Here is a 24,339-nt window from a genome sequence, read left to right on the forward strand (position 1 = left end):
AATCTTGGTGGCCCGACCGCATTCTCGCCCGACGTTGGAAGCTGCGGAGCCACCATGGACGACCTGATCGCCGACTTCCTGACCGAAACCCATGAAGGGCTGGCGGCGCTCGATGTGGCGCTGCTGCGGCTGGAGAAATCCCCCAACGACAAGCCGACACTCTCCGAGATCTTCCGACTGGTCCACACCATCAAGGGAACCTGCGGCTTTCTGGGGTTGTCGCGTCTCGAAGCCGTGGCGCATGCCGGGGAGAACATCCTCGGTCGCTACCGCGACGGCCTTCTGGCGGTGACACCCGAAGGGGTGACGCTGGTGCTGCGCGCGCTGGACCGGATCAAGCTGATCATCGCCGGTATCGAGGCCCAGGGCAGCGAGCCGGCCGGCGATGACGCGGCGCTGATCGCCGAACTCGACGCCATGGCCGAGGGCCATGTCACGGCCCCGCCGGAGGAGCAGCCGGTCGCGCCGGCGGCGGAGCTTGCCGTGGCGGCCGCCGAGATGCCGCCCGCCACCCCTGTCGCCCTTCCCCAGCCGGTCGCGGGCCCTGCCGAACCGCCGCAGGACCCGCCGGCGAGCCACGCCGCGCCGCAATCCATCCGGGTCTCGGTCGATGTGCTCGAGGATCTGATGATGCTGGTGAGCGAACTCGTCCTGACCCGCAACCAGCTTCTCCAGCTCTCCCGCGCGCGGGGCGATGGCGCCTATACGGTGCCGCTGCAGCGCCTGTCCCATATCACCTCGGATCTGCAGGACGGGGTGATGAAGACCCGGATGCAGCCGATCGGCAATGCCTGGAACAAGCTGCCCCGCCTCGTGCGCGACCTCGCGCATGAGCTGGGCAAGAAGATCGAGCTCGACATGCGCGGCGCGGACACGGAGCTCGACCGCCAGGTGCTGGAGCTGATCAAGGATCCGCTGACGCACATGGTCCGCAACAGCGCCGATCACGGGCTGGAAAGCACGGAAGAGCGCCGCCGCGCCGGCAAGGCCGACACCGGGCGGATCATGCTGAATGCGTATCATGAGGGCGGCCACATCCTCATCGAGATCGCCGATGACGGGAAGGGGCTCAACACCGCGCGCATCCGCGAGAAGGCCATCCTTCAGGGCCTTGCCTCGGAGGGCGAGGTCGCGGGCATGGCGGAGAGCGAGATCCATCGCTTCATCTTCCGCGCCGGCTTCTCGACCGCCGCCGCGGTGACGGCCGTCTCGGGGCGCGGCGTCGGCATGGATGTGGTGAAGACCAATGTCGAGCGCATCGGCGGCACCATCGACGTCACCTCCGCCCTCGGGCGCGGCACGAGCTTCACCATCAAGATCCCGCTCACGCTCGCCATCGTCTCGGCGCTGATCGTCGAGGTGGCGGGCGAACGCTTCGCCGTGCCGCAGATCGGTGTGCTGGAACTGGTGCGAGTCGGCGGCGGCTCGGACGCCAAGGTGGAGCACATCAAGAACGCCCCCGTGCTGCGCCTGCGCGACCGTCTGCTGCCGCTTGTCTCCCTGGCGCGCGTGCTCGGCCTGGCGGAGGAGGAGGAGACGGCCCTGGCGGCCGAGGCGCTGCAGCAGCGCTTCATCGTCGTCACACAGGTCGGTGCCGCGGTCTTCGGCATCATCGTCGATCGGCTCTACGACACCGAGGAGATCGTCGTGAAGCCGGTGCCGCCGATCCTGCGCCACATCGGCATGTTCTCCGGCAACACGATCCTGGGCGATGGCAGCGTCATCATGATCCTCGATCCCAATGGCATCGCGCGTGCCACCGCCGTCGCGGCCGAGGGCAATGCGGCGCGCGGCGCAGACGGGGCGGCGTCGTCGGCCTTCCGTACCTCCGAACGTACCGCCCTGCTGCTGTTCCGCGCCGGCGAGCCGACGCCCAAGGCGGTGCCGCTCGGCCTCGTCGCGCGCCTGGACGACCTGCCCTTCGACAGCATCGAATACTCCGGTGGCCAGCCCGTGGTGCAGTATCGCGGGCAGCTCATGCCCCTGATCTCCATGAGCGGCGCCCCGCCTGCCGATGAAGCCGGGCGGGGGCGACAGACGGTGCTGGTGTTCAGCGAGCGCGACCGCAGCCTGGGCCTCATGGTCGACGCCATCCTCGATGTTGTGGAAGAGCGCCTGGACGTGCAGACCGGCCAGGGGCGGCCCGGCTTCCTCGGTTCGGCGGTGATCTCGGGCAAGGTGACGGACGTGATCGACACCGGCTGGTGGCTGCGCCAGGCCGGGGCGGATTGGTTCCAGCCAGGCAACGGCCCACGCGCCGCGCGCCGCCTGCTGGTGGTGGAGGACAGCACCTTCTTCCGCGAGCTTGTTGTCCCGGCGCTCGGGGCGGCGGGCTATGAGGTGGTGGGCGTGGAACACCCTGCGCAGGCCCTGAAGCTGCGCGAGCAGGGCGTGGCCTTCGATGCCATCATCTCCGACATCGAGATGCCCGGGATGGATGGGTTCGCTTTCGCCCGGGAGGTGCGCGCCGAGGGCATCTGGCGGGATCTGCCGCTCGTCGCGCTGTCCGGGCGGGTCGATTCGGCCGCGGTCGCCAAGGGCCGCGCGGCGGGCTTCACCGACTATGTCGGCAAGTATGACCGTGATGCGCTGCTCACGAGCCTGGCCGAGGTCCTCGACACGGCGCTGGCTGCCTGAGCGTCCGGCTTCGTCCACCCGTGATCGAGGTGTGGGTGCCTCCTGCGCCTCGCTTCCTTCCTTTCCAGCCATGAGCGGCGTTCGCGCGGGCGCCCCAGGGGATCCAAGCCATGAAGACCCAGACCACCCAGGCCGCCGTCGTCGAGACTGACCTTGTCCTTACCCTGACAGTCGCCGGCCAGCCTTGTGGCGTGCCCGTGCTCGTCGTGCGCGATGTGCTCGGGCCGCAGACCATCACGCGGATCCCCCTGGCGCCGCCTGAGGTGGCGGGCGGCCTGAACTTGCGCGGGCGCATCGTCACGGCGGTCGATCTGCGCCGCCGGCTCGGCCTGCCACCACGCGCAGGAACGGAGCAGCCGATGTCCATCGTCGTCGAGATGGCGGGCGAGCTCTACAGCCTGCTCGCCGATGCGGTCGGTGAGGTGGTGCCGCTGCAGGCCTGCGATGCCGTCGGCAACCCGCCCACGCTCGATCCGGTGTGGCGTGAGGTCTCGCGCGGTGTGCATCGGCGCGACAACCAGCTCCTGATCCTGCTGGATGTCGAGCGCGTGCTGACGATCGGAGGTGTGCGATGAGCCTGACCGTTGCCGATGGGTCGCATCGCGACTGCCTGGTGGTGGATGACAGCCGGGTCGTGCGCAAGGCTGCGCGCCGCTTTCTCGAGGGCTTCGGCTTCCAGGTCCGTGAAGCCGGCGACGGCCAGGAGGCCCTTCTCGCCTGCCGTGATTCCCTGCCAGATCTGGTGCTGCTCGACTGGAACATGCCGGTCATGGACGGGCTGAGCTTCCTGAAGGCGGCGCGCGCGGAGCACGGGCCGAGCCGCCCGGTCGTCGTGCTCTGCACGACCGAGAACGCGTTCGAGCGAATCGTCCAGGCGCTGGAGGCCGGTGCCCAGGAATACGTGATGAAGCCTTTCGACGCCGAGATCCTGGGCGACAAGCTGGCCCGGCTTGGCCTGGTCAGCACCGGCACGTGAATGCTCTTTCCGCCATGACGGAGCCGGTGCGCGTCATGCTCTGCGATGACAGCGTGGTGGTGCGCGGCGCGCTGTCGCGCCTGCTGGCCGCCGATCCGGCCATCCGGGTCGTGGCGAAGGTTGCCGACGGCCAGCAGGCGCTGAGCCTGTTGCGCGCGATGGCCCCGGCCGAGCGGCCGCATGTGCTGCTGCTCGATCTCGAGATGCCTGTCATGGATGGCATCACCGCCCTGCCGCTGCTCTTGTCGGCAGCCCCCGGCATCTCTGTCATCGTCGCGAGCGCGCTGAGCCAGCGTGGGGCGAGTGCGACCATGGCCGCGCTTGCCGCGGGCGCGGTGGACTACATCCCGAAGCCGGCTGCGGCGGCAGGAGGCATCCATGACGAACGCTTCCAGGCCGAACTGATCGCCAAGGTGAAAGGCTGGGCGCGCAAGCAGGCGGCGCCGCGTGGTGTCGCTGCCACCGGCCTGCAGGCCCCGCGCGTGAGTGCCCCATCGGCGCCGGTCACGCCGCTGCGGCCTGCCGCCATGCCGCAGCGGCCGCGCGCCATCGCCATCGGCAGCTCGACCGGCGGACCCCAGGCCCTGGCAACGCTGATCGCGCGGCTGACGGCGCCGCTCGGCGTGCCCCTGATCGTCGTGCAGCACATGCCGGCGGGTTTCACGACCTTGCTGGCCGAGCACCTGGACCGGCTCGGACGGCTGCGATGCCATGAAGCACGGGATGGCGAGGTGTTGCAGGCGGGCCATGCCTATGTCGCGCCCGGGGACCGCCATCTGCTCGTGCGGGAGCAGGGCGGCGCGCTGGTGGCGCACCTCACGCAGGACCCGCCGGAGAATTTCTGCCGTCCGGCCGTCGATCCCCTGCTGCGCAGCCTGGTGGGCGCCTGCCAGGGCCGGCTGCTGATCGCGATCCTGACGGGAATGGGCCAGGACGGCTTCATGGGATGCAAGGCCGCGGTGGCCGCAGGAGCGCAGGTGCTGGCGCAGGATGAAGCCAGCAGCGTGGTGTGGGGGATGCCGGGCGCCGTCTCGAAGGCGGGGCTGGCGAGTGCGACGACAACCCTCGAGGACATCGCCGGCCGTATCCTGGCCGCGGGTGGAGGCGGTGGCAGGCCATGAACAACCCAGGCTTCGCGGAGATCTCGGGCCTCGTGCGCAGGCGTGCGGGCATCGTGCTGACCGAGGACAAGGCGTATCTGCTGGAGACACGCCTTGGTCCCGTGCTGGCGCGCTTCAACCTGTCCAGCCAGGCGGAACTGGGGCGGCGCCTGCGGGAGCGCCCCGATGACATGCTCGAACGGGCTGTGGTGGAAGCGCTCACGACCCACGAGAGCAGCTTCTTTCGCGATCAGAAGCCGTTCGACCACCTGGCGCAGCTTCTGCCGAAGCTGGCCGGCCTGCGCCCGCCGGGACAGCCGCTGCGCATCTGGTCCGCGGCCTGCTCCTCCGGCCAGGAGCCCTACTCGATCGGGATGATCGTCTCGGACGTGCTGGCCGGGCGGAACCGCCGCGTGGAGATCCTGGCCACGGACATCTCGGGCGAGGTCCTGGCGCGGGCGCGGGAGGGACTCTACAGCCAGTTCGAGGTGCAGCGTGGCCTGCCGATCCGCGCCCTGGTGCAGCACTTCAAGCAGGAGGAGGGCCGCTGGCGGGTATCCGCCGACCTGCGCGCCATGGTTCGCTTCGAGGAGCGCAACCTGCTTGCCGACGTCAGCAGCCTCGGCCGGTTCGATGCCATCTTCTGCCGCAACGTGCTGATCTACTTCGATGCGCCGACCAAGTCGCGTGTGCTTGAAGCGATGGCACGGCAGCTCAACCCGGATGGCGTGCTCTATCTCGGCGGCGCGGAGACGGTGCTCGGCCTGACCGAGCGGCTGCGCCCCATCAGCGGCGAACGCGGGGCCTATGGCCTGGCCGTGAAGCAGGAGGCCGCCTAGGTGTCTGGTCCCCGGGCGTGATGGCGCAGTCTTTTCCCAGGCACGGAAGGACGCGCCAGGGTCAGGTCCCGGCACCGCAGGGAGGGCACGTCAGGATCCTTCGGCACGCCAGACACCGTGCAGCGCGAGCGCCGAGCCGATTCCCGTCAACGCCATCGTCACGGCAGTGCCGATGCCCGCGCCGAACTCGACCCATCCGACGATGAAGGTGAGGCAGGCGCCGATCCCCATCTGCAGGGCGCCGATCAGCGACGAAGCGGTGCCCGCCAGTTTCGGCCTCACGCTGAGCGCGCCCGCAATCGCATTGGGGTTGGTCATGCCATTGCCGATGGCAACGATGCCCATGGGTACGAAGAAGGTCATCAGATGTGGCGGGAATGCCAGCAGGACCAGGATCGCAAGCAGCGCACCGCCGGTCGTCAGCGACGTGCCAAGTGCCAGCATGCGCAGCACGCCCAGCCGGCGTGACAGCTTCCCGGCCAGGAAGTTGCCCAGCGCGAAGAGCACGGAGATGCTCGCGAAGGCCAGGGCGAAGGTGACGGGCGAATACCCCATGCCCTGCACCACCACATAGGGCGCCCCGCCCAGGAAGGCGAAAAAGACGCCCGTCGCGCAGGCGGTGACGCCGCAATAGGCCCGGAAGGCGGGGACGGCCCAGAGGGAGCCGAAGGCTCGCCCGATCGCGAAGAGGCCCGGCAAGGCTTGCGGTGCGGGCAGGGTCTCGGGCAGTCGAGCCCAGGCCGCGATCGCCAGCGGCAAGCCAACGGCGAGGCAGGCCCACATGCTGCCCCGCCATCCGAGGCTCTCTTCGAGCAGCGAGCCCAGCAAGGGCGCGAGCATCGGCGCGATCGTCATCCCCATGGTGACGTAGCCAAGGACGCTGGCGGCCTCGTCGCGCGCCCAGACATCGCGGATCACCGCCCGCGCCAGCACAACGCCAGCGCAAGCGCCCAAGGCCTGCGCGACCCGTGCGACGACCAGGGTGCCGATTCCGACGGCCAGCGCCGCGCCCAGGCTCGCGATGGCATAAAGCGCGAGGCCACCCATCAGCAGCGGCCGCCTGCCGAAGCGGTCCGACAGGGGGCCATAGACGAGCTGCCCCATCGCGACGCCCAGAAGGTAGAGCGTGACGGTGAGCTGCAGCGTTGCGGTGTTCACCCCGAGATCCCGGCCCATCGCAGGCAGGGACGGCACGAGGATCTGCATGGTGAATGGCCCGATCCCGATCATCGCCACCAGCAGCCAGATGGCGGGACGGGGCGCGGTCGGCGGGGATGCGGGCGTCAGGGTCACCGCCGCAGGGTAGGCTCAGCCGAGAGCCGAGGGCAGCCCCCGGGCGGCCCGGAAGCAGCGGCAGGAGACAAGCCCAGGGCACGCCGCGGTCCGGTCAGCGCCCTTCTTGCCCTACATCGCCCGCACGGAGTGGAGGAAGCTGGCGGCCTTGTCGCGCAGCACGCCGGCCTGGCCGGCCAGCGTCGAGCTGTCCTCGCGCATCGCGCCGGCGGCGGAGACGGTGCTGTCCGCGCCGCTGCGCACCGCGGCGATGCGCCCCGCCACCGTCTGCGTGGCCTCCGCCACCTGGGCGGCGCTGCGCGCGATCTCCTGCGTGGCCACGCCCTGTTCCTCCACCGCGGCGGCGATGGCGGTGGCGATCTCGCTGGTGCGCTCCACCGTCGCGCCGATGCCGCGGATGGCGGCGACGGCCTGGGTGGTCGCCTGCTGCATCTGCGCGATCTGCGCGCCGATCTCCTCGGTCGCCTTGGCGGTCTGGCCGGCGAGGGACTTCACCTCGCTGGCGACGACGGCGAAGCCCTTGCCGGCCTCGCCCGCGCGCGCGGCCTCGATGGTGGCGTTCAGCGCAAGCAGGTTGGTCTGGCCGGCGATGTCGCCGATCAGGCGCACCACGTCGCCGATGCGCGATGCGGCTTCCGACAGGCCCTGCACGGTGGTGTCGGTGGCGCGGCTTTCCGCCACGGCGCGGCCCGCCACCGCGGCGGCTTCCGCCACTTGGCGCGAGATCTCGGCGACCGAGGCGGCCATCTCCTCGGCGGCGGCGGCCACGGCCTGCACATCGCCATGCGCCCGCCCGCCGGCATCGGCCACCGCGGCGGCTTCCTGGCCGGAGGTCGCGGCCGTGCCGCTCAGCGCCTCGGCCGAGGCCTGCAGCCGCGCGGCGGAGCTGGCGACGGAATCCACCACGGCGCCGATGTCGTGTTCGAAGGTGTCGGCCAGGCGCACCTTCTCGGTCGCCAGCATCCAGGTGAGCATCGCGGCATTGTAGGCGCCGGCGGCGTCGCGGATCGCGCTGATGCGCAGTTCCAGCACCTCGTCGCCCAGGGTGATGCGCGCGGTGTGCGGCAGCCGGTCCGGGTCGCCCAGCATGGCGTGCTGGTGGCTGGGGTTCTTGTGGAAGATGTCGATGCTCTGGCCGAGCATCTCCTCCGGCGGGCAGGGCAGCAGGTGGCGCAGCTTGCCGAGCAGGCGCCTGGTTTCCGCATTCAGGTAGGTCATGCGGAAACCGTCATTCGGGTCGGCGCTCATCACCGCGGTGGGCAGTTGCTCGATCATCTGGCCCTGCGCGAAGGCGCGCGCGACGGTGCCGCGCAGCGTCTCGAGCCCGTTCGCGAGGTTGCCGATCTCGTCGCGCCGGGTGCGGTCCGGCACGGGGCGGTCGGCGCGCCCCGCGGCGATGTGCGCGACCTCGGCCGAGAGGCGGCGCAGCGGCGCGCCGATGGTGCGCGCGGCCAGCACGCCCGACAGCACCAGCACCAGGGCGATGCCCAGCCCGGCATAGAGCGTGGCGTCGCGCACCGCGACGGCGGTGGCCATCACCTGCGTCTCATGCAGGTCGGTGATGGCGCCGCCGGCTGCGGCAAGCGCGGCGATCTGACGTTCCACCGCCGCACGGGCGGGTGCGACCTGCTCGGCGCGGGTGCTGGCGATCTCCTCCCCGGCGGTGAGGATCCGGGACGCCGCCTCGCCGATCGCCTGGGCCTTCTCGGCCAGCCGGGCGAGGTCATCCTTCAGCCGCGCCGGCGCCTCCAGGTTGGACAGGCCGCGGCCATGCACGCGCGCCTGGGCGATGCCCCGGCGCACCCGGCGCACTTCCGACACCTCGCCGGTCGCCAGCATGCGCTGCGTGCCGAGCCGCACGTCGTTCACCGCCGCATGCACGGTCATCAGCCGCTGGCGCGCGTCATCCTGCTGGTCGGCGGGCAGGTCGAAGCCGATGGAGGCGGAGACCGCCTCGAAGATGGAATCATATTCGCCGGATCGCGGGAAAAGCTCCTCGTCGCGGGCCGCGATCAGCGCCAGCCGCTGCCGCGACACCGCCTCCAGCGCCTGGCGATAGGCCTCCGCCGCCTGGGTGGTCGCGGCGGCCGCGGCGACCAGGGCCGGGTCGCCGGAGCCGTTGACGGCCACCGTCACGGCGCGCGACCCCTCCTCGATGGCGCTGGCGATCGAGGCCCAGGCCGGGCCCTGGCCTTCCCGGTCATGGCGCAGCAGCAGGTCGCGTTCCAGCTCCGGGACCTGGCGCAGGCGATCCGCGCCAGCCTCGATGCCGTCCATCGTCTGCTGGCTGCGCGCGAGCATGCGCTGCGCGTCCAGGATGGTGCTGGTGCCCTGCCAGGCGAAGGCCACCAGCCCGGTGAGCATCAGGACAGTGAGGGTGGCCGTCGCGGCAAGCTTGCGGCCAACGGACATGTCGAGGAAGAGGCGCATCGGGTGTTCCTGGCGTGGGCAGGAAACACCCTCTAGCGTGGAAGCCTTGCCGGGCCGTGAATGACGGCCCGGACAGCTTTCCTCAGGCGGCGACCAGGCTGTCCGGCACCGCGTGGCCGACTTCGCGCAGGTAGCGTGCGGCGCCGGGGTGGAAGGGCAGGAAGGTGTTCTTGTTCCAGTTCTCCGCCAGCGTCTCCGACGCCGCCGAGATCACCTGCTTGAAGCGCGCATTCTGGCTGAGCACCGACTTGGTGATCTCATAGACCAGGTCCTCGCCCAGGCTGCGGTGCCCGATGGCGAAGTTGAACATGCCCACCACGTTCAGCGGGCGCTCCTGCTTGCGATAGGTGCCCATGGGCAGCGTGCCGGGGGCGAGTTCCGGGAATTGCGCGGTCAGGCGCGTGACCTCGGCGGCGGTGAAATCCAGGTAGTTCACATCGGCCTGGACCTCGATCTCGCTGAAGGCCGGCACCGGCACGCCCGAGGCGAAGAGGAAGCAATCGAGCAGCCCGTCCTGGATCTGCCCCACGAGGTCGGAGGCCGAGCCGTAGCGCACGGCGGAGGGCCGCACGCCGAGCGTGTTCAGGATCTGCGGATAGTAGGTGCCCGGCGTGCCGCCGCGCGGGCCGACGCCGACCGAGCGCCCGCCGAGCTGGCCATGGCCGGTGATGCCGCTGCGCTTCAGCGCGATGCCGTGGAAGGGCGTGTCATACATCGGGAACAGCGCGCGGATGTCGCGGAAGCGGTTGCCCTGCGTCCACTCGCCCTGGCCGTTCCAGGCCTGGAGTGCGACGCCCATGGTCACCATGCCGAGCTCGACCTCGCGGCGGTTGACCAGGATGATGTTCTGGTTCGGGCCCTGGGTGGTGCGGAAGGAGATGGCGACCCCCGTCGCCTCCTGCGCGATCTGGCCCCAGGCCGGGCCATAGAGCGCATAGGTGCCGCCGGGGGCGGCGGTGCCCATGGTCAGCGCACGCGGCCAGGCGGCGTTGCGCGGTTGCGCGATGGCCGGGCTGCCGAGCAGCGGCGCACCCGCCCCGATCAGCGAGGCGGCAAGGATGTGGCGACGACGCATGACGTTCTCCTCCGGCTTGTTGTCCGGGAGCTTTATCGCGCGCTCGCCGCATCCGGCAAGCATCGTCCTGGAAAACGGAGCCGCAAAAGGGCTTGCGCGGACTCGGCAAGCGGCCACATGGCGGTGCCGTGCTGCACCTTATCAAACTCAGCGTCGGGCCGAAGGAGGTGGCGGAACTCGCTGCCATCCAGGCGCGCCGGGCGAAGCTGGACCCGCCGTTGCGCCACCAGACGCGCATGGTGCCCAAGCGGCGTGACGAGCTGCTGGAAGGCGGTTCGATCTACTGGGTGATTGCCGGCCATGTGCGCGTGCGCCAGCGGCTGCTGGACATCACCGAGGATCGCTGGGACGACGGCACGAGTTGCGCCGGGCTGGTGCTGGACCCCGAGCTGGTGCTGGTCGAGCCGCGCCCGCAGAAGGCCTTCCAGGGCTGGCGCTACCTCAGCCCCGAGGCCGCGCCGCCCGACCTGCTGCGCCCCGGCGCCGGGCCGGCCGGGACCAGCGGGCTCGAGAGCCTGCCGCCGGCGCTCCGCGCCGAATTGCAGGCGCTCTGCCTGATCTGAGCCGGGCTGATCTGAACCGGGCACCGGATCGGCGCCATTACGGCGATTTCAGCGCCGCCCCACGGCGTGGTCACGGGACGCGGCGCAAGGTGCGGCACCTGGCGTCGTTCCCCCCGCGCGCAAAGGCCTTTCGCCATCACGCCCGTGAGGATGCACGTCATGACCCGTCTGTTCCGCCTGTTCCTCGGCGCTGCCACGCTTTGCGCGCCGTTGCTGCTGACACCGGCCCCGGCCGCCGCCAATGGCCCCGCCGTGCCCTATCAGGAGGTCGCCGCCGCGCGCGAGACGCGGCCCCAGGCGCGCAGCACGCGCCGCAATCGGCGTGAACACGCCCGGAGCGAGCGCCGGAATCGGCAATCGGCTCAGCGCACGAATTCGCGTCGCAGCCGGCCCGCCCAGGGCTGAAGCGCGGGAGGTTTTTGGCGGCGGCCTCATCCCGGCAGGCCGTCGCCGTCCAGGCCCCCCATCCCCCTGCCGTGCCCCGCCGGGCCGGCACGGGGGCCAGGGGGGGCCGCTTCGGCCGGCCGCGGCAACGCGGCCGGCCTTTTTTATGGGCCGCGGCTCAGGCCTCGGCGCCCTGGCGCGGCGCGCCGATCATCGCGAGGAACTCGCGCCGCGTGTCGGAATTGTCGCGGAAGGCGCCGAGCATGCGGCTGGTCACCATGCTCACGCCCGGCTTGTGGATGCCGCGCGTGGTCATGCACTGGTGCTGCGCCTCGATCACCACGGCGACACCCTTGGGCTTGAGCACCTGCTCGATGGTGTTGGCGACCTGCGCGGTCAGCTTTTCCTGGATCTGCAGGCGCTTGGCATAGGCCTCCAGCACCCGGGCGAGCTTGGAGATGCCCACCACCCGGCCATCGGGGATATAGGCGATATGCGCGCGGCCGATGATCGGCACCATGTGGTGCTCGCAATGCGTCTCGAGCCGGATGTCGCGCAGCACCACCATCTCGTCATAGCCGTCCGTCTCCTCGAAGGAGCGGGCGAGCAGCTCGACGGGATCGACGGCGTAGCCGCCGAAGAATTCCTCATAGGCGCGGGCGACGCGGGCGGGGGTGTCGACCAGCCCCTCGCGGTCGGGATCGTCGCCGGCCCAGAGCAGCAGGGTGCGCACGGCGGCCTCGGCCTCCTCACGGGTCGGGCGGGCGATGGCGGAAGCGGCCGGGGTGGCCAGGGTCGGCGGGGTCAGGATGTTCACGTCCAGGTTCCTATGGCGTCGCAGGCGGTGGTGCTCTCTGTGGCGCTACCGCTTCGGGGCGCCTTCCTCGGCACCGCAGATGGGGCGCTCCGCGGATCGCGCAACCGCTGGCTTGCGCGGGGCCGCGCGAGGCCGACATGTGCGGCGAAACGGAGACCCGCCCCTTGAGCATCCTCGCCCTGATCGCCCTCTTTGCCACGGCCTGCCTGTTCGGCGGCATGGCCTTCTTCGCCGCGCTGGTGGCGCCCCTGACCTTCAAGGCCCTGCCCGCCGAGATGGCCGGGCGCTTCGTGCGCGCGATCTTCCCGCCCTACTATGTCTGGGTCATGGCCATGGCGGCGGCGGGCGGCGTGGCGCTGTTCCCCCTCTCCAAGCCGGATTCGGGCATCCTGCTGGTGGTGGCCGGCCTTGCCTTCTGGCTGCGCCGGGTGCTCATGCCGCGCATCAACGCGCTGTCGGACGCCGCCAAGGCCGGCGACGCCGCCGCCGCCCAGGCCTTCGATCGGGCGCACAAGCTCTCGGTCTGGGCGAATGTGGCGCAGCTGGTGGCCGCCGGCGTGGTGCTGGCCGGCTTCGTGATCTGAGGCCGCCCGCCACTTTGCGCCGCCCACGCAATGGCTTAAAACCGCGCCGCAGACGCGGCAAAGGCCGCGAGACGAAACCGGGAGGAGCTTTCCATGAACCGCCGTTCCCTTGTGGGCGCCGCCGCCGCGGCCGCGCCCGTCGCCCTCACCAGCCTGGCCACGCCGGCGCTCGCGCAGACCGCGATGCCGGAGGTACGCTGGCGCGCCCAATCCTCCTTCCCGCGCGTCTTCGACGTGCTCTACGGCACCTTCGAGCGCATCTGCGCGCGCGTCGCGCAGCTCACCGAGGGCAAGTTCCGCATCCAGCCCTTCCCGGCCGGCGAGATCGTCGGCGGGCTGCAGGTGCTCGACGCCGTGCAGGCCGGCACGATGGAGGCCGGGCACACCGCCAGCTACTACTACATCGGCAAGGACGTGGCCTTCGCCCCCTTCACCGCGATGAGCTTCGGCCTGACCACGCGGCAGATGACCGCCTGGTTCCGCTTCGGCGGCGGCAATGAGCTCGCGAACGAGCTGTTCAACGGCTACAACATCCACGGCATCCCCGCCGGCGACACCGGCGCGCAGATGGGTGGGTGGTTCCGCAACGAGATCACCTCGGTCGAGCAGCTGCGCGGCCTGAAGTTCCGCATCACGGGCCTCGCCGGCCAGCTCTTCACCCGCCTGGGCGCGGCGCCCACGCTGATCGCCCCGGCCGACATCTACCCCTCGCTCGAGCGCGGCGTGATCGACGCGGCCGAGTTCGTCGGCCCGCACGATGATGAGCGCGCGAACTACGTGCGCGTGGCGCGCTTCTACTACGCCCCGGGCTTCTGGGAGCCCGGCGCGCGGCTGCACTTCATGTCCAACAAGCGCGCCTATGACGCGCTGCCGGACCTCTACAAGCACGCGCTCGACGTCGCCTGCGCCGAGGCCGATTCGGACATGGTCGCGCGCTATGACCACCTGAACCCGCAGGCGCTGCGCCGCCTGGTCGCCGCCGGCGCGCAGCTGCGCTTCTGGCCGCGCCCGATCCTGGAAGCCGCCTGGCGCGCGAATGAGGAGCTGAACGCCGATCTCGGCCGCCAGAACGCCCGCTTCCGCACCATCATGGAGAGCTACCTGCGCTTCCGCACGGAGCAGTTCCAGTGGTTCCGCGTGGCCGAGAACAGCTTCGACAACTTCGCCTTCTCGGCGGCCCAGACGGTCCGCTGAGCAGCGCGCGCGGGGGGCTGTCGCCCTCCGCGCGTCTTCGGCCTATAGCGGGGACGAGATCCCCCGCAGCGCAGGCCCGCCATGACCCTCGACAGCTTTCTCAATGCCCTGGTGATGGGCGTGGTCGAGGGGCTGACCGAGTTCCTGCCGATCTCCTCGACCGGCCACCTGATCCTGCTGGGCGAGCTGCTCGGCTTCCAGGGGCCGCCGGGCAAGACCTTCGAGATCTCGATCCAGCTCGGCGCCATCCTCGCCGTGGTGATCGTGTTCTGGCCGACGCTGATCTCGCTGGTCACCAAGGCCTGGCGGCCGGGGCCGGAGCGGTTCTACGCGCAGAACCTGCTGCTCGCCTTCCTGCCGGCGGCGGCGATCGGCGCCACGCTGCACGGGCCCATCATGCGCGCCCTGTTCAACCCCTATGTCGTCTCGGTGGCGCTGATCGTCGGCGGCGTCGCGATCATCGCGATCGAGCGCTACCGCCGCACCCCCACCATCCTCTCCGTGCCGCAGATCGGCCCGCTGGCGGCGCTGATCATCGGCTTCGGCCAGGCCCTGGCGATGATCCCGGGCACCTCGCGCTCGGGCGCCACCATCATCACCGCGCTGCTGGTGGGGGTGGAGCGGCGCACGGCGGCGGAATTCTCCTTCGTGCTGGCGATCCCGACCATGGCCGCGGCCACCGCCTACAGCCTCTACAAGGCGCGGGCGGATCTCGATGTCTCGGCGCTGGGGCAGATCGGCGTGGGCTTCGCGGCGGCCTTCGTGGTGGCGCTGCTGGTGGTGCGCTGGGTGCTGCGGGTGATCGGGCGCATCGGCTTCACCCCCTTCGGCTGGTACCGCATCGCCCTGGGCAGTTTCATGCTGGTGTTCCTCGCGCTGCGCTGAACGCTTGTGCGGCGCGGCAGGCGCGTCCATCTTCGCAGCAATAGACTCGTCCGGATCGGGACCCCCCATGCGCCGCTTTGCCTTGCTCCTGCCGTTGGCGACCCTGCTGCTGGCCCCTCCGGCCGGCGCGCAGCATTGGAACGATGCCGGCCCGGGTCGTGACCTGCTGAGTTCCACGGGTTTCGAATTCGACGCGCTGCGCCAGCGCCTGCCCGGCACGCCGAGCTTCGGTGCCGTGGGCGCCGCCCCGCAGGCCGCGGATGCGCGCGGGCCCATCCCGATCATCGACTGGGTGCCGCCGCCTCCGGTCAGCGCCACGCCCGCCCCGCGCCCGCGCAGCGCCCCGCGGCGCACCACGCGCCCGCGCCAGGATCCGGTGATGCGCGACCCCGCGCCGCTGCCCGCCGCCACCCTGCCGCCGCTGAACGCGGCGCCGCAGGCCCAGCCGATCAGCCAGAGCGACTGGGAGCGCTCCTTCGCCGAGCGCGAGCGTGAACTCGCCCGCCTGCGCCAGATCCTGGAGCAGGACCGGCTGCGCTACGAACAGGCCCGTCAGCCGCAGCTTCGGTAGGGACGGCAGGCGCCGCCCCGCTTACGCGGGGCGGAGCGCCACTTCGTATTCGGCTTCCGTCTTGGCGCGGATCTCCTCGGCGGTGACGCCGGGCGCCATCTCGAGCAGGCGCATCGGTGCGCCGCCCTTCTTGTCGATCGCGAAGACGCCGAGATCCGTCACCACCATGTCCACCACGCGCCGGCCGGTCAGCGGCAGGTTGCAGGCCTTGAGCAGCTTGTTGGACGCACCGGCATTGTGCTCCATCAGCACGATCACGCGCTTCACCCCGGCGACGAGGTCCATCGCGCCGCCCATCCCCTTCACCATCTTGCCGGGGATCATCCAGTTCGCGAGGTCGCCATTCTGCGCCACCTGCAGCGCGCCCAGGATCGACAGGTCGATATGCCCGCCGCGGATCATCCCGAAGCTCTGGGCGCTGTCGAAGAAGCTGGAGGTCGGCAGCTGGGTGATGGTCTGCTTGCCGGCGTTGATGAGGTCCGGATCCTCCTCCCCCTCATAGGGGAAGGGGCCGAGGCCGAGCATGCCGTTCTCGGATTGCAGCTGCACGGTCATCCCGGCGGGGACATGGTTCGCCACCAGCGTGGGGATGCCGATGCCGAGATTGACGTAGAAGCCATCCTGCAATTCGCGCGCCGCGCGGGCGGCCATCTGGTCGCGGGTCCAGGGCATGTTGGGGGTCTCCTTACGCCTGGGATTCGGCGCCGGCGGCAGCGGCCGCCGGGTGCTTGCGGACGGTGCGCTGCTCGATGCGCTTCTCGAAGCCGGGCGGCAGCGCGATCATGCGCTTCACGAAGATGCCCGGCGTGTGGATGTGGTCGGCGTCGATCTCGCCGGGGCGCACCAGGTGCTCCACCTGCGCCACGGTGACGCGCGCGGCGGTGGCCATGATCGGGTTGAAGTTCCGCGCCGTCTTCCGATAGACGAGGTTGCCCTCGTGGTCGCCCATATAGGCGTGCACGATGGCGAGGTCGGCGAACAGGCCGCGCTCCATCACATAGTGCTCGCCGTCGAATTCGCGCGTCTCCTTGCCCTTCGCCACATCCGTGCCGTAGCCGGTCTTGGTGAAGAAGGCGGGGATGCCCGCGCCGCCCGCGCGGATGCGCTCGGCCAGCGTGCCCTGCGGGTTGAACTCGATCTCGAGCTCGCCGGCCAGGTACTGCTTCGCGAAGGTCGCGTTCTCGCCCACATAGCTGCTGATCATCTTCGCGATCTGGCGCGTGTGCAGCAGCAGCCCCAGCCCCGCATCATCGACGCCGGCATTGTTGGAGATGACGGTGAGCCCCTTCACGCCGCTTTCGCGAATCGCCTCGATCAGCACCGAGGGGATGCCGGAAATGCCGAAGCCGCCGGACATGATGGTCATGCCATCCTTGAGCAGCCCGGCCAGGGCGGCAGTGGCATCCGGGTAGATTTTTCGCATGGTGGCTGGGGCTCCGGTCCCGTGCGGTGTTGCGGGCGCAACCTATTCGCCTGCGCGCCCTGCAGGAAGAGGGGGGAGGTAGGCTTGCGCACCTCCTCCGGCGCGGTTATACGGCCGGCCTCCCACGGTGCGGGGCCATAGCTCAGTTGGTAGAGCGCTTGAATGGCATTCAAGAGGTCAGGGGTTCGACTCCCCTTGGCTCCACCACCGGGGGCTCCACCACCGGGGGCTCCACCACCGGGGGCTCCACCACCGCAGGGCGCCGCCGGTAAGGCGCACGAGCTTCCTTCCCCTTCACAGCCTCCCGCCTCCCTGGTCCTGCCGCGCTGATCCATGCGAGGCTGACCACCGCCATGCCGGGGGGGGGGCGCGATGGATTTCGATGCGCTGCGTCTCTTCGTCGCGGTGGTCGAGCAGGGGCGGATCGCCGCCGCGGCGCGCAGCCTCGACATGTCGCCCTCCTTCGCCAGCCGTCGCATCGCCGCCCTGGAGCAGAGCGTGGGCGCGCGGCTGCTGCTGCGCACCACGCGCAGCCTGGCCCCCACCGAGGCGGGCCTCGCGCTGCTTGCCTGGGCGCGGGAGGCGACAGAGGATTGGGCCCGCGTGCGCGAGCAGATCGGCGCGCTGGAGGGCCATGCCGCGGGGCTGGTGCGCCTCGCCACCAATGACTACGCGGCCTCGGCCTATCTGCCCGCCATCCTGGCCGATTTCGTCGCGCTGCACCCCGACATCCGCGTCGTGATCTCCCTGGCGCAGGATCCCGCGCGGCTGCTGGAGGGGGCCTGCGACCTCGCCATCCATGCCGGGCGCCGGCCGGATGCCGCGCTGGTGGGCCGGCGGATCTACGAATACCGCCGCCGGCTGGTGGCCTCGCCCGCCTATCTCGCCCGGCGCCCGGCCCCGGCGACGCCGGCCGACCTCGCCGGCCATGCCTGCCTGACGCATACGGTCAGCGAGCCCCAGGAATGGTGCTTCGAGGATTCGCAGGGGGCCATCACCGCCCAGCCCGTGCGCTCCCAGGTCGCGGCCGACAGCTGGACCATGCTGCGCGCCATGGCGCTGGCCGGGGCGGGCATCGCGCGGCTGTCGGAGTCGCTGGTGCGGCAGGATCTGGCGGAAGGGCGGCTGGTGGAACTGCTCGCGCCCCTGCGCTCGGTCTATGCGGATGGCGATCCGCCGGCGATGTGGGTGCTCTTCGCGCATCGGCGGCTGCCGCTGCGCACGCGGCTCTTCGCCGATTTCGTCACCGAGCGGCTCTTGGCGCTGCATCGCAGCCAGGGGAAATAGGCCGCCCCATTCGTGCGTGATCCGCACGAAAGCCGGACCAACCCCGCGCTGGCCCGCCGCCCGACTGCGGCCCAGACTTCCGCCCAAGAATGCTGGAGGAAGCCGGGTGCCGTCTCTCGTTGCCGCCGATACCGGCGGCACCTTCACCGACATCGCCGTCTATGACCCCGCCGCCGCGCGCATCCGCTTCGGCAAGACGCTGACCACCTATGCCAATCTGGTGGATGGCGTGGCGCAGGGCATGGCGGAGGCCGGCGCCACCCCGGCCGGCACGGCCTCGCTCCGCCATGGCACAACCCATGTCATCAACGCCTTCCTCCAGCGCCGCGGCGCGCGCACGGCGCTGGTCACCACGCGCGGCTTCCGCGACGTGCTGGAGGTCGGCCGCGGCAACCGCCCCGTGCCCTTCGAGCTCGGCTTCCGCCGCGACCCGCCGCTGGTGCCGCGCGCGCTCTGCTTCGAACTCACCGAGCGCATCGCCGCCGACGGCGCCGTGGTGGAACCCCTGGCCGAGGCGGAATGCGCGGCACTGCTTGCCGCCCTGCGCGCGGCGGGGGTGGACGCCGTCGCGGTCTCCTTCCTCAATGCCTATGCCAACCCGGCGCATGAGGAGCGCGCGGCGGCGCTGCTGCGCGCCGGGCTGCCGGGCTGCTACGTCACCACCGGCACCTCGCTGACGCGCGAGTGGTTCGAGTATGAGCGCAGCGCCACCGCCGCCGCCAATGCCTATGTCGGCCCCGCCATCGCCAGCTACGCTGCGGGCTTCGCCGCGCGGCTGGGGGCCGAGGGCTTCGCCGGCAGCCTGGCCATGATGGGCTCGAATGGCGGGATCATGCCCTTCGCCGCGGCCGTGGCGCGCCCGGTCTCGCTGGTCGAATCCGGGCCGATCGGCGGCGTCATCGCGGCGGTGGACTATGCCCAGGCGCTCGGCCTGCCGCGCTGCGTCGCCTTCGACATGGGCGGCACCACGGCGAAATGCGCGCTGGTCGAGGCCGGCGGCTTCTCGGTGCTCTCGACCTATTGGGTCGGCGGCTATGCGCGCGGCTTCCCCATCCGCAGCCCGGTGCTGGACATCGTCGAAGTCGGCGCCGGGGGCGGGTCCATCGCCTGGGTGGATCCGCAGGGGCGGCTGCGCGTCGGCCCGCGCAGCGCGGGGTCGGAGCCCGGGCCGGTCGCCTTCGGCCGCGGCGGCACCGAGCCCACGGTGACGGACGCCAACCTCGTGCTCGGGCGCATCGGGGGGGCGAGCTTCCTCGGCGGGCGCCTCGCGCTGGATGCGGCCGGCGCGGCGGCAGCGATCCGCGACCGGCTGGCCCTGCCGCTCGGCTACGGGGCGGATGCCGCACCCCGCGTCGCGCGCGGCGTGCTCGACCTTGCCGTCACGCTGATGGCAGGCGCGGTGAAGGAGATCACGGTGGCGCGCGGGCGCGACGTGCGGGATTTCGCGCTGATGGCCTTCGGCGGCGGCGGGCCGCTCTTCGGGGCGGATCTGGCGCGGGGCCTGGGCATCCCGCTGGTGGTGGTGCCGCCGCAGCCGGGCAATTTCTCGGCCATCGGCATGCTGCTCGCCGGGGCGCGGCTGGATGTCGCGCGCTCCCTGGTGATCGACCTCTCGCCGGAGGGCATTGCGAGCCTGGCCGAGGCGCTGGTCGCGCTGGAGGCCGAGGCGCGGGCCATGGCCGCGCGCGAGTTCAGCGGCGCCGTGGCGCGCTTCAGCCACCAGGCGGAGATGCGCTATCGCGGCCAGCGCCACACGGTGATGGTCGGCTTCGCCGGCGCGCCCGAGGCCGCGATGCTCCGCCACGCCTTCGAGGCCGTCTACCGCAGCCGCTATGGCCGTTCGCTGGGCGAGGATTTCACGCCCGAGATCGTCGGCCTGCGCGTGGTGGCCGAGGCCGCCGGGGCGCGCCCGGACCTCGCCGCGCTCTCCCAGGCGCCGCCGGCCGGTGATCCCGTGCCCGTGGCGCATCGCCGCCTGCACACGCGCGCGGGCTGGGCCGAGGCCCCCGTCTGGCAGCGCGAGAGCCTGCCCGTGGGCTTCAGCCTCACCGGCCCCGCGGTGATCGAGGAATATGGCTCGACCACCGTGCTCGGCCCCGGCGACGCCGCGACCATCGGCGCGTTGGGCGAGATCACCATCCGCGTCGCGGCAGGTTGAGGAGAGGCCCGGCATGGACCAGACCCCGCGCCACGACCCCATCGAGCTCGAGGTGCTGCGCCACGAGATCCTCTCGATCCCGAACCAGATCGAGCGCAACATCGAGCGCACCGCCTTCAGCCCGCTGGTGCAGGAATACAAGGACTACGCCGTCGGCCTGGTGGACCCGGATGGCGCGCTGGTCGCGCAATCCCGCGGCAGCCTGCCGATCTTCGTCGCGAATGCGCTCGGCACCGGGGTGCGCGAGGCGCTGGAGGTGCATGGCGCGGACGCCCTGCGCCATGGCGATGCGGTGCTGACCAATTCCGCCGCCACGCTCGGCCAGCATCTCAACAACGTGGTGCTCTCGACCCCGGTGCGCGAGGGCGGCGCGGCGAATGGCCCGCTGCTCGGCTTCTTCGCGGTGCTGGTGCATTGGATCGATGTGGGGGGGTCCACGCCGGGCTCCTCCACCGGCACCTCCACCACCGATGTCTGGCAGGAAGGTCTGCAACTGCCGAGCATGCGGCTGATGCAGGAAGGCCGCCGCAACGAGGATGTGTTCCGCCTCTGCGCGGCGAATTCGCGCTTCCCGCGCCTGCTGCTGGGCGACCTGGAGGCGCAGCTGGCGGGCTGCCTGCTCGGCCGCGACATGGTGCTGGACCTGGCCGCGCGGCGCGGCCCGGCGCTGCTGCGCGGCGCGCTGGCGGCGATGCGCCGGCAGGCGCGGGCGGCGGCGGCGCGCGTCATCGCCACCATCCCGCCCGGCGAATACCGCGCCGAGAGCTTCCTCGACGGCGAGGGCGGCCTGCGCGTGCCCGTCGGCGTCGCGGTGCGGGTGGAAGAGGGTCGGCTCACGGTCGATCTCTCGGGCCTCGGGCCGCAGATGGCCGGGCCTTCCAATGCCGGGCGCAACGGCGGGGCGGTGGCGGCGGCGCGGATCGCGGCGAAATACGTGCTGACCCCGGACGAGCCCGTGAACCAGGGCGATTTCGACCTGCTGACCGTGGAGGCGCCGGACGGCACCTTCCTCACCGCCCGGCCCGACGCGCCGATCGGGGGCTCGGGCAACACCATCCCCACGGTGGTGGACACCATCCTGCGCGCCCTGGGTGAGGCGCTGCCCGAGCGCGCGGCGGCGGCGCATCACGGCACCTATGGCGTGCACACGCTGTTCGGCCGCCTGCCGGGCAGCGGCGAATTGTTCACCAACCTCGACACAGCGACCGGCGGCTGGGGCGCCAGCGCGCAGGAGGACGGCGCCTTCCCGCTGCGCTCCAACGCGCATGGCGATGTGCCGGACATCCCGGTGGAGATGCAGGAGGCGCTGTATCCCTTCCGGCTGCTCGGCAAGGCGCTGCGCCCGGACAGCGGCGGGGCAGGGCGGCGGCGCGGCGGGCTGGGGGTGGAGAAGACCTACCGCATCCTCCATCCCTGCAAGGTCAGCCTGAAGTTCGAGCGCGGCCAATGCCCGCCCTGGGGCCTCGCGGGTGGGCAGGCGGGTGCCACCGGCCATGTCGAGATCGCCCGCGCCGGGGGGGGCGAGGTGCTGCGCGTCTGGAAGGGCACCTATGCGCTCGAGCCCGGCGACCTGTTGCGCATCGTGGCCGGGGGCGGCGGCGGCTACGGCCCGGCCTGGGAGCGCGAGCCCGCGCGCGTGCTGGACGACCTCGCCGCCGGCTATGTCACGCCGGCGCAGGCCGAAGATCTCTATGGCGTGGTCCTGGCCCCGGACGGCACGCTCGACCCCATCGCCACCGAAACGCGGCGCAGCAAGCTCCGCGACAAGAACAACATCCAGGAGGAAACGACACCATGACCCAGCAAGGGATTCTCAACCGGCGCGGCGTGCTGGCCGCGGCCGGTGCGGCGCTGCTCGCCGGCCCCGCCCGGGCGCAGGAGGCCTGGCCGGCGCGCCCGGTGCGCATCATGGTCGGCTTCGGCGCCGGCGGCGTCACCGACGTGGTCATCCGCCTCTTCGCGGAGGCCATGCGCAACCGCCTGCCGCAGCCCATCGTGATCGAGAACCGCGCCGGCGCCAGCGGCATGGTCGCCGCCGGGCAGGTCGCGCGCGCCACGCCGGACGGGCACACGCTGATCGCCATTCCGGGCACCATCACCATCGTGCCGGCCGTGATGGCGAACCAGACCATCGATGTGCTGCGCGACCTGGAACCGATCAGCCTCTTCGCCACCTCGCCCAATGTGATGGTGGTGAACCCCGCCTTCCCGGCGCGGACCATGCAGGAATTCCTCGCCTATGCGCGGGCGCGCGGGCCGGAGGACATCGCCTATGCCTCCTCGGGCATCGGCACGACGGTGCATTTCACCGCCGGCATGCTGGAAGCGGCCACGGGCATCCGCATGCGCCATGTGCCGTATCGAAGCTCGAACGAATCCATCCAGGCGGTGATCGCGGGCACGCTGCCGGTGGTGTTCTCCTCGGTGAATTCGGCGCTGGCGCATATCCAGGCCGGCACGGTGCGGGCCATCGGCGTGGCGACCGAGCGCCGCACCTCCTTCCTGCCCGATATCCCGACCTTCGCCGAGGGCGGCGTGCCCAATGTGCGCTCCGACACCTGGTTCGGCCTGGCGGGGCCGGCGGGCATGCCGCGCCCGCTGGTCGATCGCATCGCCGGGCTGTTCCATGAGGTGATGCGCGACCCCTGGGTGCTGGGGCGCCTCGCCACGCTGGGCGCGGAGCCGGTGGGGCTCGGCCCGGACGAGTTCCGCGCCCTGATGCAGCGCGAGGTGGCGGAGTTCCGCAGCCTGGCCGCCGCCATGGGCATCAAGCCGGAGTAGGATGGACATGCACGGCCTGGACGCCACCCACGACCCCGCGCTGCGCTGCTGGGTCGCCTCGGCCCACGACACGGGCACGGATTTCCCGATCCAGAACCTGCCATTCGGCATCTTCCGCCGCAGCGGCACGGAGGAGCCCTGGCGGGGCGGTGTCGCGATCGGCGACCAGGTGGTGGACCTCGCCGTCTGGCATCGCCTGGGCCTCTTCGCCGGGCTGGCGGCGGAGGCCGCGGCGGTGGCGGGGCGGGGGCCGGATCTGAACGGCCTCGCCGCCCTGGGCCGGCCGCATTGGGTGGCGCTGCGCGCCGCGCTCTCTGGCCTGCTGGCGGCGTCCACCCCGCCCCCGGGCGCGGCCGAGGCGCTGGTGCCGATGGGCGGCGCCGCATTCGACCTGCCGGTGACGCCGGGCAACTACACCGATTTCTTCTGCTCGGTGGAGCATGTGACCAATGCCGGGCGGGTGATGCGCCCGGGCCAGCCGGCGGTGGGCGAGAATTTCCGCTGGATGCCCATCGCCTATCATGGCCGCGCCTCCAGCCTGCGGGTGAGCGGCACGCCCTTGCGCCGCCCGGTCGGCCAGCGGCGGGACGACGCTTCGGCCCCGCCGGTCTTCGCGCCCTGCATCCGGCTCGACTACGAGACCGAGATCGGCTGCATCCTCGGCCCCGGCAATGCGCTGGGCGAGCCTGTGCCGCTGGCCGAGGCCGAGGCGCATCTCTTCGGCCTGTGCCTGCTGAACGACTGGTCGGCGCGCGACATCCAGCGCTTCGAATACCAGCCGCTCGGCCCCTTCCAGGGCAAGAGCTTCATGACCACGCTCTCGCCCTGGGTGGTGACGCTGGAGGCCCTGGCCCCCTTCCGCCAGCCCGCCCGCCCGCGCACGGGGCCGGAGGAGCCGCCGCCGCTGCCCTATCTGGATGACGCGGCGAATGCGGCGCGCGGCGGCTTCGGCATCGCCGTCTCGGCCGCCATCGCCACGGCGGCGATGCGCGCGGCCGGCGCCGCCCCGGTGCTGCTGGGCGCGGCCAATGCCGGCTGGCTCTACTGGACGCCGGCGCAGATGCTCGCGCACCACACCGCCAATGGCTGCGATCTGCGGCCGGGCGATGTGTTCGGCACAGGCACCATCTCCGGCTTCGGGCCGGGGGAATATGGCTGCCTGCTGGAGATCACCGAGAATGGCCGCGCGCCGCTGGCCCTGCCGGGCGGCGAGCGCCGCGCCTTCCTGGAAGATGGCGACGAGCTGGTACTGGCCGGGCGCTGCACGGCGCCGGGCGCGGTGCCGATCGGCTTCGGCCCCTGCCGCGGCGTGGTGGTGCCGGCCGCGTAGGGGGGAAGGGCG

At 71.6% G+C, this 24,339-nt stretch carries 22 protein-coding genes and 1 tRNA gene; 17 read left to right on the top strand and 6 right to left on the bottom strand.

Going from position 1 to position 24,339, the window contains the following annotated elements:
* The first annotated feature begins 54 nt into the window (after positions 1-54).
* The 5 genes from AC2D9U_RS10230 to AC2D9U_RS10250 all read left to right on the top strand — a co-directional run bounded on the left by AC2D9U_RS10230 (position 55) and on the right by AC2D9U_RS10250 (position 5,552).
* On the top strand, positions 55-2,637 hold the full coding sequence (locus AC2D9U_RS10230; protein WP_484748488.1) for a hybrid sensor histidine kinase/response regulator: 2,583 nt from the start codon (positions 55-57) through the stop codon (positions 2,635-2,637).
* Between the two features lie 110 nt (positions 2,638-2,747).
* Complete coding sequence (locus AC2D9U_RS10235) at positions 2,748-3,212, top strand: chemotaxis protein CheW (protein WP_484748490.1); 465 nt, start codon at positions 2,748-2,750, stop codon at positions 3,210-3,212.
* Positions 3,209-3,613 carry a response regulator gene (locus AC2D9U_RS10240; protein ID WP_484748492.1) on the top strand — a complete coding sequence of 135 codons (405 nt, stop codon included), beginning with the start codon at positions 3,209-3,211 and terminating at the stop codon, positions 3,611-3,613. The genes AC2D9U_RS10235 and AC2D9U_RS10240 overlap by 4 nt, the downstream gene beginning before the upstream one ends.
* 14 nt (positions 3,614-3,627) lie before the next feature.
* Positions 3,628-4,734: a chemotaxis-specific protein-glutamate methyltransferase CheB gene (cheB, locus tag AC2D9U_RS10245; protein ID WP_484748493.1), complete on the top strand. Its 1,107-nt coding sequence runs from the start codon at positions 3,628-3,630 to the stop codon at positions 4,732-4,734.
* A complete protein-coding gene (locus AC2D9U_RS10250; RefSeq protein WP_484748494.1) occupies positions 4,731-5,552 on the top strand; it encodes a CheR family methyltransferase in 822 nt (273 codons plus the stop codon). Before cheB ends, AC2D9U_RS10250 begins: the two co-directional genes overlap by 4 nt.
* Before the next feature lie 90 nt (positions 5,553-5,642).
* On the opposite strand, the gene AC2D9U_RS10255 is transcribed toward AC2D9U_RS10250, so the two are convergent.
* The 3 genes from AC2D9U_RS10255 to AC2D9U_RS10265 all read right to left on the bottom strand — a co-directional run bounded on the left by AC2D9U_RS10255 (position 5,643) and on the right by AC2D9U_RS10265 (position 10,350).
* The gene (locus tag AC2D9U_RS10255) at positions 5,643-6,845 is read right to left on the bottom strand and encodes a multidrug effflux MFS transporter (RefSeq protein ID WP_484748496.1); all 1,203 of its coding nucleotides are present in this window, start codon (positions 6,843-6,845) and stop codon (positions 5,643-5,645) included.
* Positions 6,846-6,956: 111 nt separating this feature from the next.
* A complete protein-coding gene (locus tag AC2D9U_RS10260; RefSeq protein WP_484748498.1) occupies positions 6,957-9,275 on the bottom strand; it encodes a methyl-accepting chemotaxis protein in 2,319 nt (772 codons plus the stop codon).
* 82 nt (positions 9,276-9,357) lie between these two features.
* Positions 9,358-10,350, bottom strand: a complete 993-nt coding sequence (locus AC2D9U_RS10265) for a TAXI family TRAP transporter solute-binding subunit (RefSeq protein WP_484748500.1) — start codon at positions 10,348-10,350, stop codon at positions 9,358-9,360.
* 128 nt (positions 10,351-10,478) lie between these two features.
* Here AC2D9U_RS10265 and AC2D9U_RS10270 point away from each other — a divergent pair, with 128 nt between their 5' ends.
* Together AC2D9U_RS10270 and AC2D9U_RS10275 are read left to right on the top strand one after the other, a co-directional pair.
* A complete protein-coding gene (locus tag AC2D9U_RS10270) occupies positions 10,479-10,913 on the top strand; it encodes a DUF1489 family protein (protein WP_484748502.1) in 435 nt (144 codons plus the stop codon).
* 159 nt (positions 10,914-11,072) lie between these two features.
* The gene (locus tag AC2D9U_RS10275) at positions 11,073-11,318 is read left to right on the top strand and encodes a hypothetical protein (RefSeq protein ID WP_484748503.1); all 246 of its coding nucleotides are present in this window, start codon (positions 11,073-11,075) and stop codon (positions 11,316-11,318) included.
* A gap of 157 nt (positions 11,319-11,475) precedes the next feature.
* On the opposite strand, the gene folE is transcribed toward AC2D9U_RS10275, so the two are convergent.
* On the bottom strand, positions 11,476-12,114 hold the full coding sequence (gene folE, locus AC2D9U_RS10280; RefSeq protein WP_484748505.1) for a GTP cyclohydrolase I FolE: 639 nt from the start codon (positions 12,112-12,114) through the stop codon (positions 11,476-11,478).
* A gap of 164 nt (positions 12,115-12,278) precedes the next feature.
* Here folE and AC2D9U_RS10285 point away from each other — a divergent pair, with 164 nt between their 5' ends.
* The 4 genes from AC2D9U_RS10285 (at position 12,279) to AC2D9U_RS10300 (ending at position 15,348) form a co-directional block, all read left to right on the top strand.
* Entirely contained in the window at positions 12,279-12,698 is a 420-nt protein-coding gene (locus AC2D9U_RS10285; protein ID WP_484748507.1) for a DUF4149 domain-containing protein, read from the top strand.
* A gap of 93 nt (positions 12,699-12,791) precedes the next feature.
* Positions 12,792-13,892: a TRAP transporter substrate-binding protein gene (locus AC2D9U_RS10290; protein WP_484748509.1), complete on the top strand. Its 1,101-nt coding sequence runs from the start codon at positions 12,792-12,794 to the stop codon at positions 13,890-13,892.
* 81 nt (positions 13,893-13,973) lie between these two features.
* On the top strand, positions 13,974-14,777 hold the full coding sequence (locus AC2D9U_RS10295) for an undecaprenyl-diphosphate phosphatase (protein ID WP_484748511.1): 804 nt from the start codon (positions 13,974-13,976) through the stop codon (positions 14,775-14,777).
* Positions 14,778-14,871: 94 nt separating this feature from the next.
* Positions 14,872-15,348, top strand: a complete 477-nt coding sequence (locus AC2D9U_RS10300) for a hypothetical protein (protein WP_484748513.1) — start codon at positions 14,872-14,874, stop codon at positions 15,346-15,348.
* A 21-nt stretch (positions 15,349-15,369) separates the two neighbouring features.
* On the opposite strand, the gene AC2D9U_RS10305 is transcribed toward AC2D9U_RS10300, so the two are convergent.
* Positions 15,370-16,020 carry a CoA transferase subunit B gene (locus AC2D9U_RS10305; RefSeq protein ID WP_484748515.1) on the bottom strand — a complete coding sequence of 217 codons (651 nt, stop codon included), beginning with the start codon at positions 16,018-16,020 and terminating at the stop codon, positions 15,370-15,372.
* A 13-nt stretch (positions 16,021-16,033) separates the two neighbouring features.
* A complete protein-coding gene (locus AC2D9U_RS10310; RefSeq protein ID WP_484748517.1) occupies positions 16,034-16,771 on the bottom strand; it encodes a CoA transferase subunit A in 738 nt (245 codons plus the stop codon).
* 131 nt (positions 16,772-16,902) lie between these two features.
* On the opposite strand from AC2D9U_RS10310, the gene AC2D9U_RS10315 reads away from it, so the two are divergent.
* The 6 genes from AC2D9U_RS10315 to fahA all read left to right on the top strand — a co-directional run bounded on the left by AC2D9U_RS10315 (position 16,903) and on the right by fahA (position 24,327).
* Positions 16,903-16,978: transfer RNA gene (locus tag AC2D9U_RS10315), tRNA-Ala, on the top strand.
* Between the two features lie 165 nt (positions 16,979-17,143).
* On the top strand, positions 17,144-18,058 hold the full coding sequence (locus AC2D9U_RS10320) for a LysR family transcriptional regulator (protein WP_484748520.1): 915 nt from the start codon (positions 17,144-17,146) through the stop codon (positions 18,056-18,058).
* Positions 18,059-18,164: 106 nt separating this feature from the next.
* Entirely contained in the window at positions 18,165-20,216 is a 2,052-nt protein-coding gene (locus tag AC2D9U_RS10325) for a hydantoinase/oxoprolinase family protein (protein WP_484748521.1), read from the top strand.
* A 13-nt stretch (positions 20,217-20,229) separates the two neighbouring features.
* Positions 20,230-22,014: a hydantoinase B/oxoprolinase family protein gene (locus tag AC2D9U_RS10330; protein ID WP_484748523.1), complete on the top strand. Its 1,785-nt coding sequence runs from the start codon at positions 20,230-20,232 to the stop codon at positions 22,012-22,014.
* Positions 22,011-22,997, top strand: coding sequence for a Bug family tripartite tricarboxylate transporter substrate binding protein (locus AC2D9U_RS10335; protein ID WP_484748525.1), 987 nt, complete (start codon positions 22,011-22,013; stop codon positions 22,995-22,997). The genes AC2D9U_RS10330 and AC2D9U_RS10335 overlap by 4 nt, the downstream gene beginning before the upstream one ends.
* A 7-nt stretch (positions 22,998-23,004) precedes the next feature.
* Positions 23,005-24,327 (top strand): fumarylacetoacetase, encoded by a 1,323-nt coding sequence (gene fahA / locus AC2D9U_RS10340; RefSeq protein WP_484748526.1) that lies wholly within the window; start codon positions 23,005-23,007, stop codon positions 24,325-24,327.
* Positions 24,328-24,339 lie beyond the last annotated feature (12 nt).

It is taken from the genome of Roseomonas sp. TF40 (assembly GCF_057219975.1).

Bases quoted from the DNA above. Each gene is read 5' to 3' on its own strand.
- AC2D9U_RS10230 (WP_484748488.1), top strand. From the start codon at position 55: ATGGACGACCTGATCGCCGACTTCCTGACCGAAACCCATGAAGGGCTG.
- AC2D9U_RS10235 (WP_484748490.1), top strand. From the start codon at position 2,748: ATGAAGACCCAGACCACCCAGGCCGCCGTCGTCGAGACTGACCTTGTC.
- AC2D9U_RS10240 (WP_484748492.1), top strand. From the start codon at position 3,209: ATGAGCCTGACCGTTGCCGATGGGTCGCATCGCGACTGCCTGGTGGTG.
- cheB (WP_484748493.1), top strand. From the start codon at position 3,628: ATGACGGAGCCGGTGCGCGTCATGCTCTGCGATGACAGCGTGGTGGTG.
- AC2D9U_RS10250 (WP_484748494.1), top strand. From the start codon at position 4,731: ATGAACAACCCAGGCTTCGCGGAGATCTCGGGCCTCGTGCGCAGGCGT.
- AC2D9U_RS10260 (WP_484748498.1), bottom strand. From the start codon at position 9,275: ATGCGCCTCTTCCTCGACATGTCCGTTGGCCGCAAGCTTGCCGCGACG.
- AC2D9U_RS10265 (WP_484748500.1), bottom strand. From the start codon at position 10,350: ATGCGTCGTCGCCACATCCTTGCCGCCTCGCTGATCGGGGCGGGTGCG.
- AC2D9U_RS10275 (WP_484748503.1), top strand. From the start codon at position 11,073: ATGACCCGTCTGTTCCGCCTGTTCCTCGGCGCTGCCACGCTTTGCGCG.
- AC2D9U_RS10290 (WP_484748509.1), top strand. From the start codon at position 12,792: ATGAACCGCCGTTCCCTTGTGGGCGCCGCCGCCGCGGCCGCGCCCGTC.
- AC2D9U_RS10295 (WP_484748511.1), top strand. From the start codon at position 13,974: ATGACCCTCGACAGCTTTCTCAATGCCCTGGTGATGGGCGTGGTCGAG.
- AC2D9U_RS10305 (WP_484748515.1), bottom strand. From the start codon at position 16,020: ATGCCCTGGACCCGCGACCAGATGGCCGCCCGCGCGGCGCGCGAATTG.
- AC2D9U_RS10310 (WP_484748517.1), bottom strand. From the start codon at position 16,771: ATGCGAAAAATCTACCCGGATGCCACTGCCGCCCTGGCCGGGCTGCTC.
- AC2D9U_RS10320 (WP_484748520.1), top strand. From the start codon at position 17,144: ATGGATTTCGATGCGCTGCGTCTCTTCGTCGCGGTGGTCGAGCAGGGG.
- AC2D9U_RS10330 (WP_484748523.1), top strand. From the start codon at position 20,230: ATGGACCAGACCCCGCGCCACGACCCCATCGAGCTCGAGGTGCTGCGC.
- AC2D9U_RS10335 (WP_484748525.1), top strand. From the start codon at position 22,011: ATGACCCAGCAAGGGATTCTCAACCGGCGCGGCGTGCTGGCCGCGGCC.
- fahA (WP_484748526.1), top strand. From the start codon at position 23,005: ATGCACGGCCTGGACGCCACCCACGACCCCGCGCTGCGCTGCTGGGTC.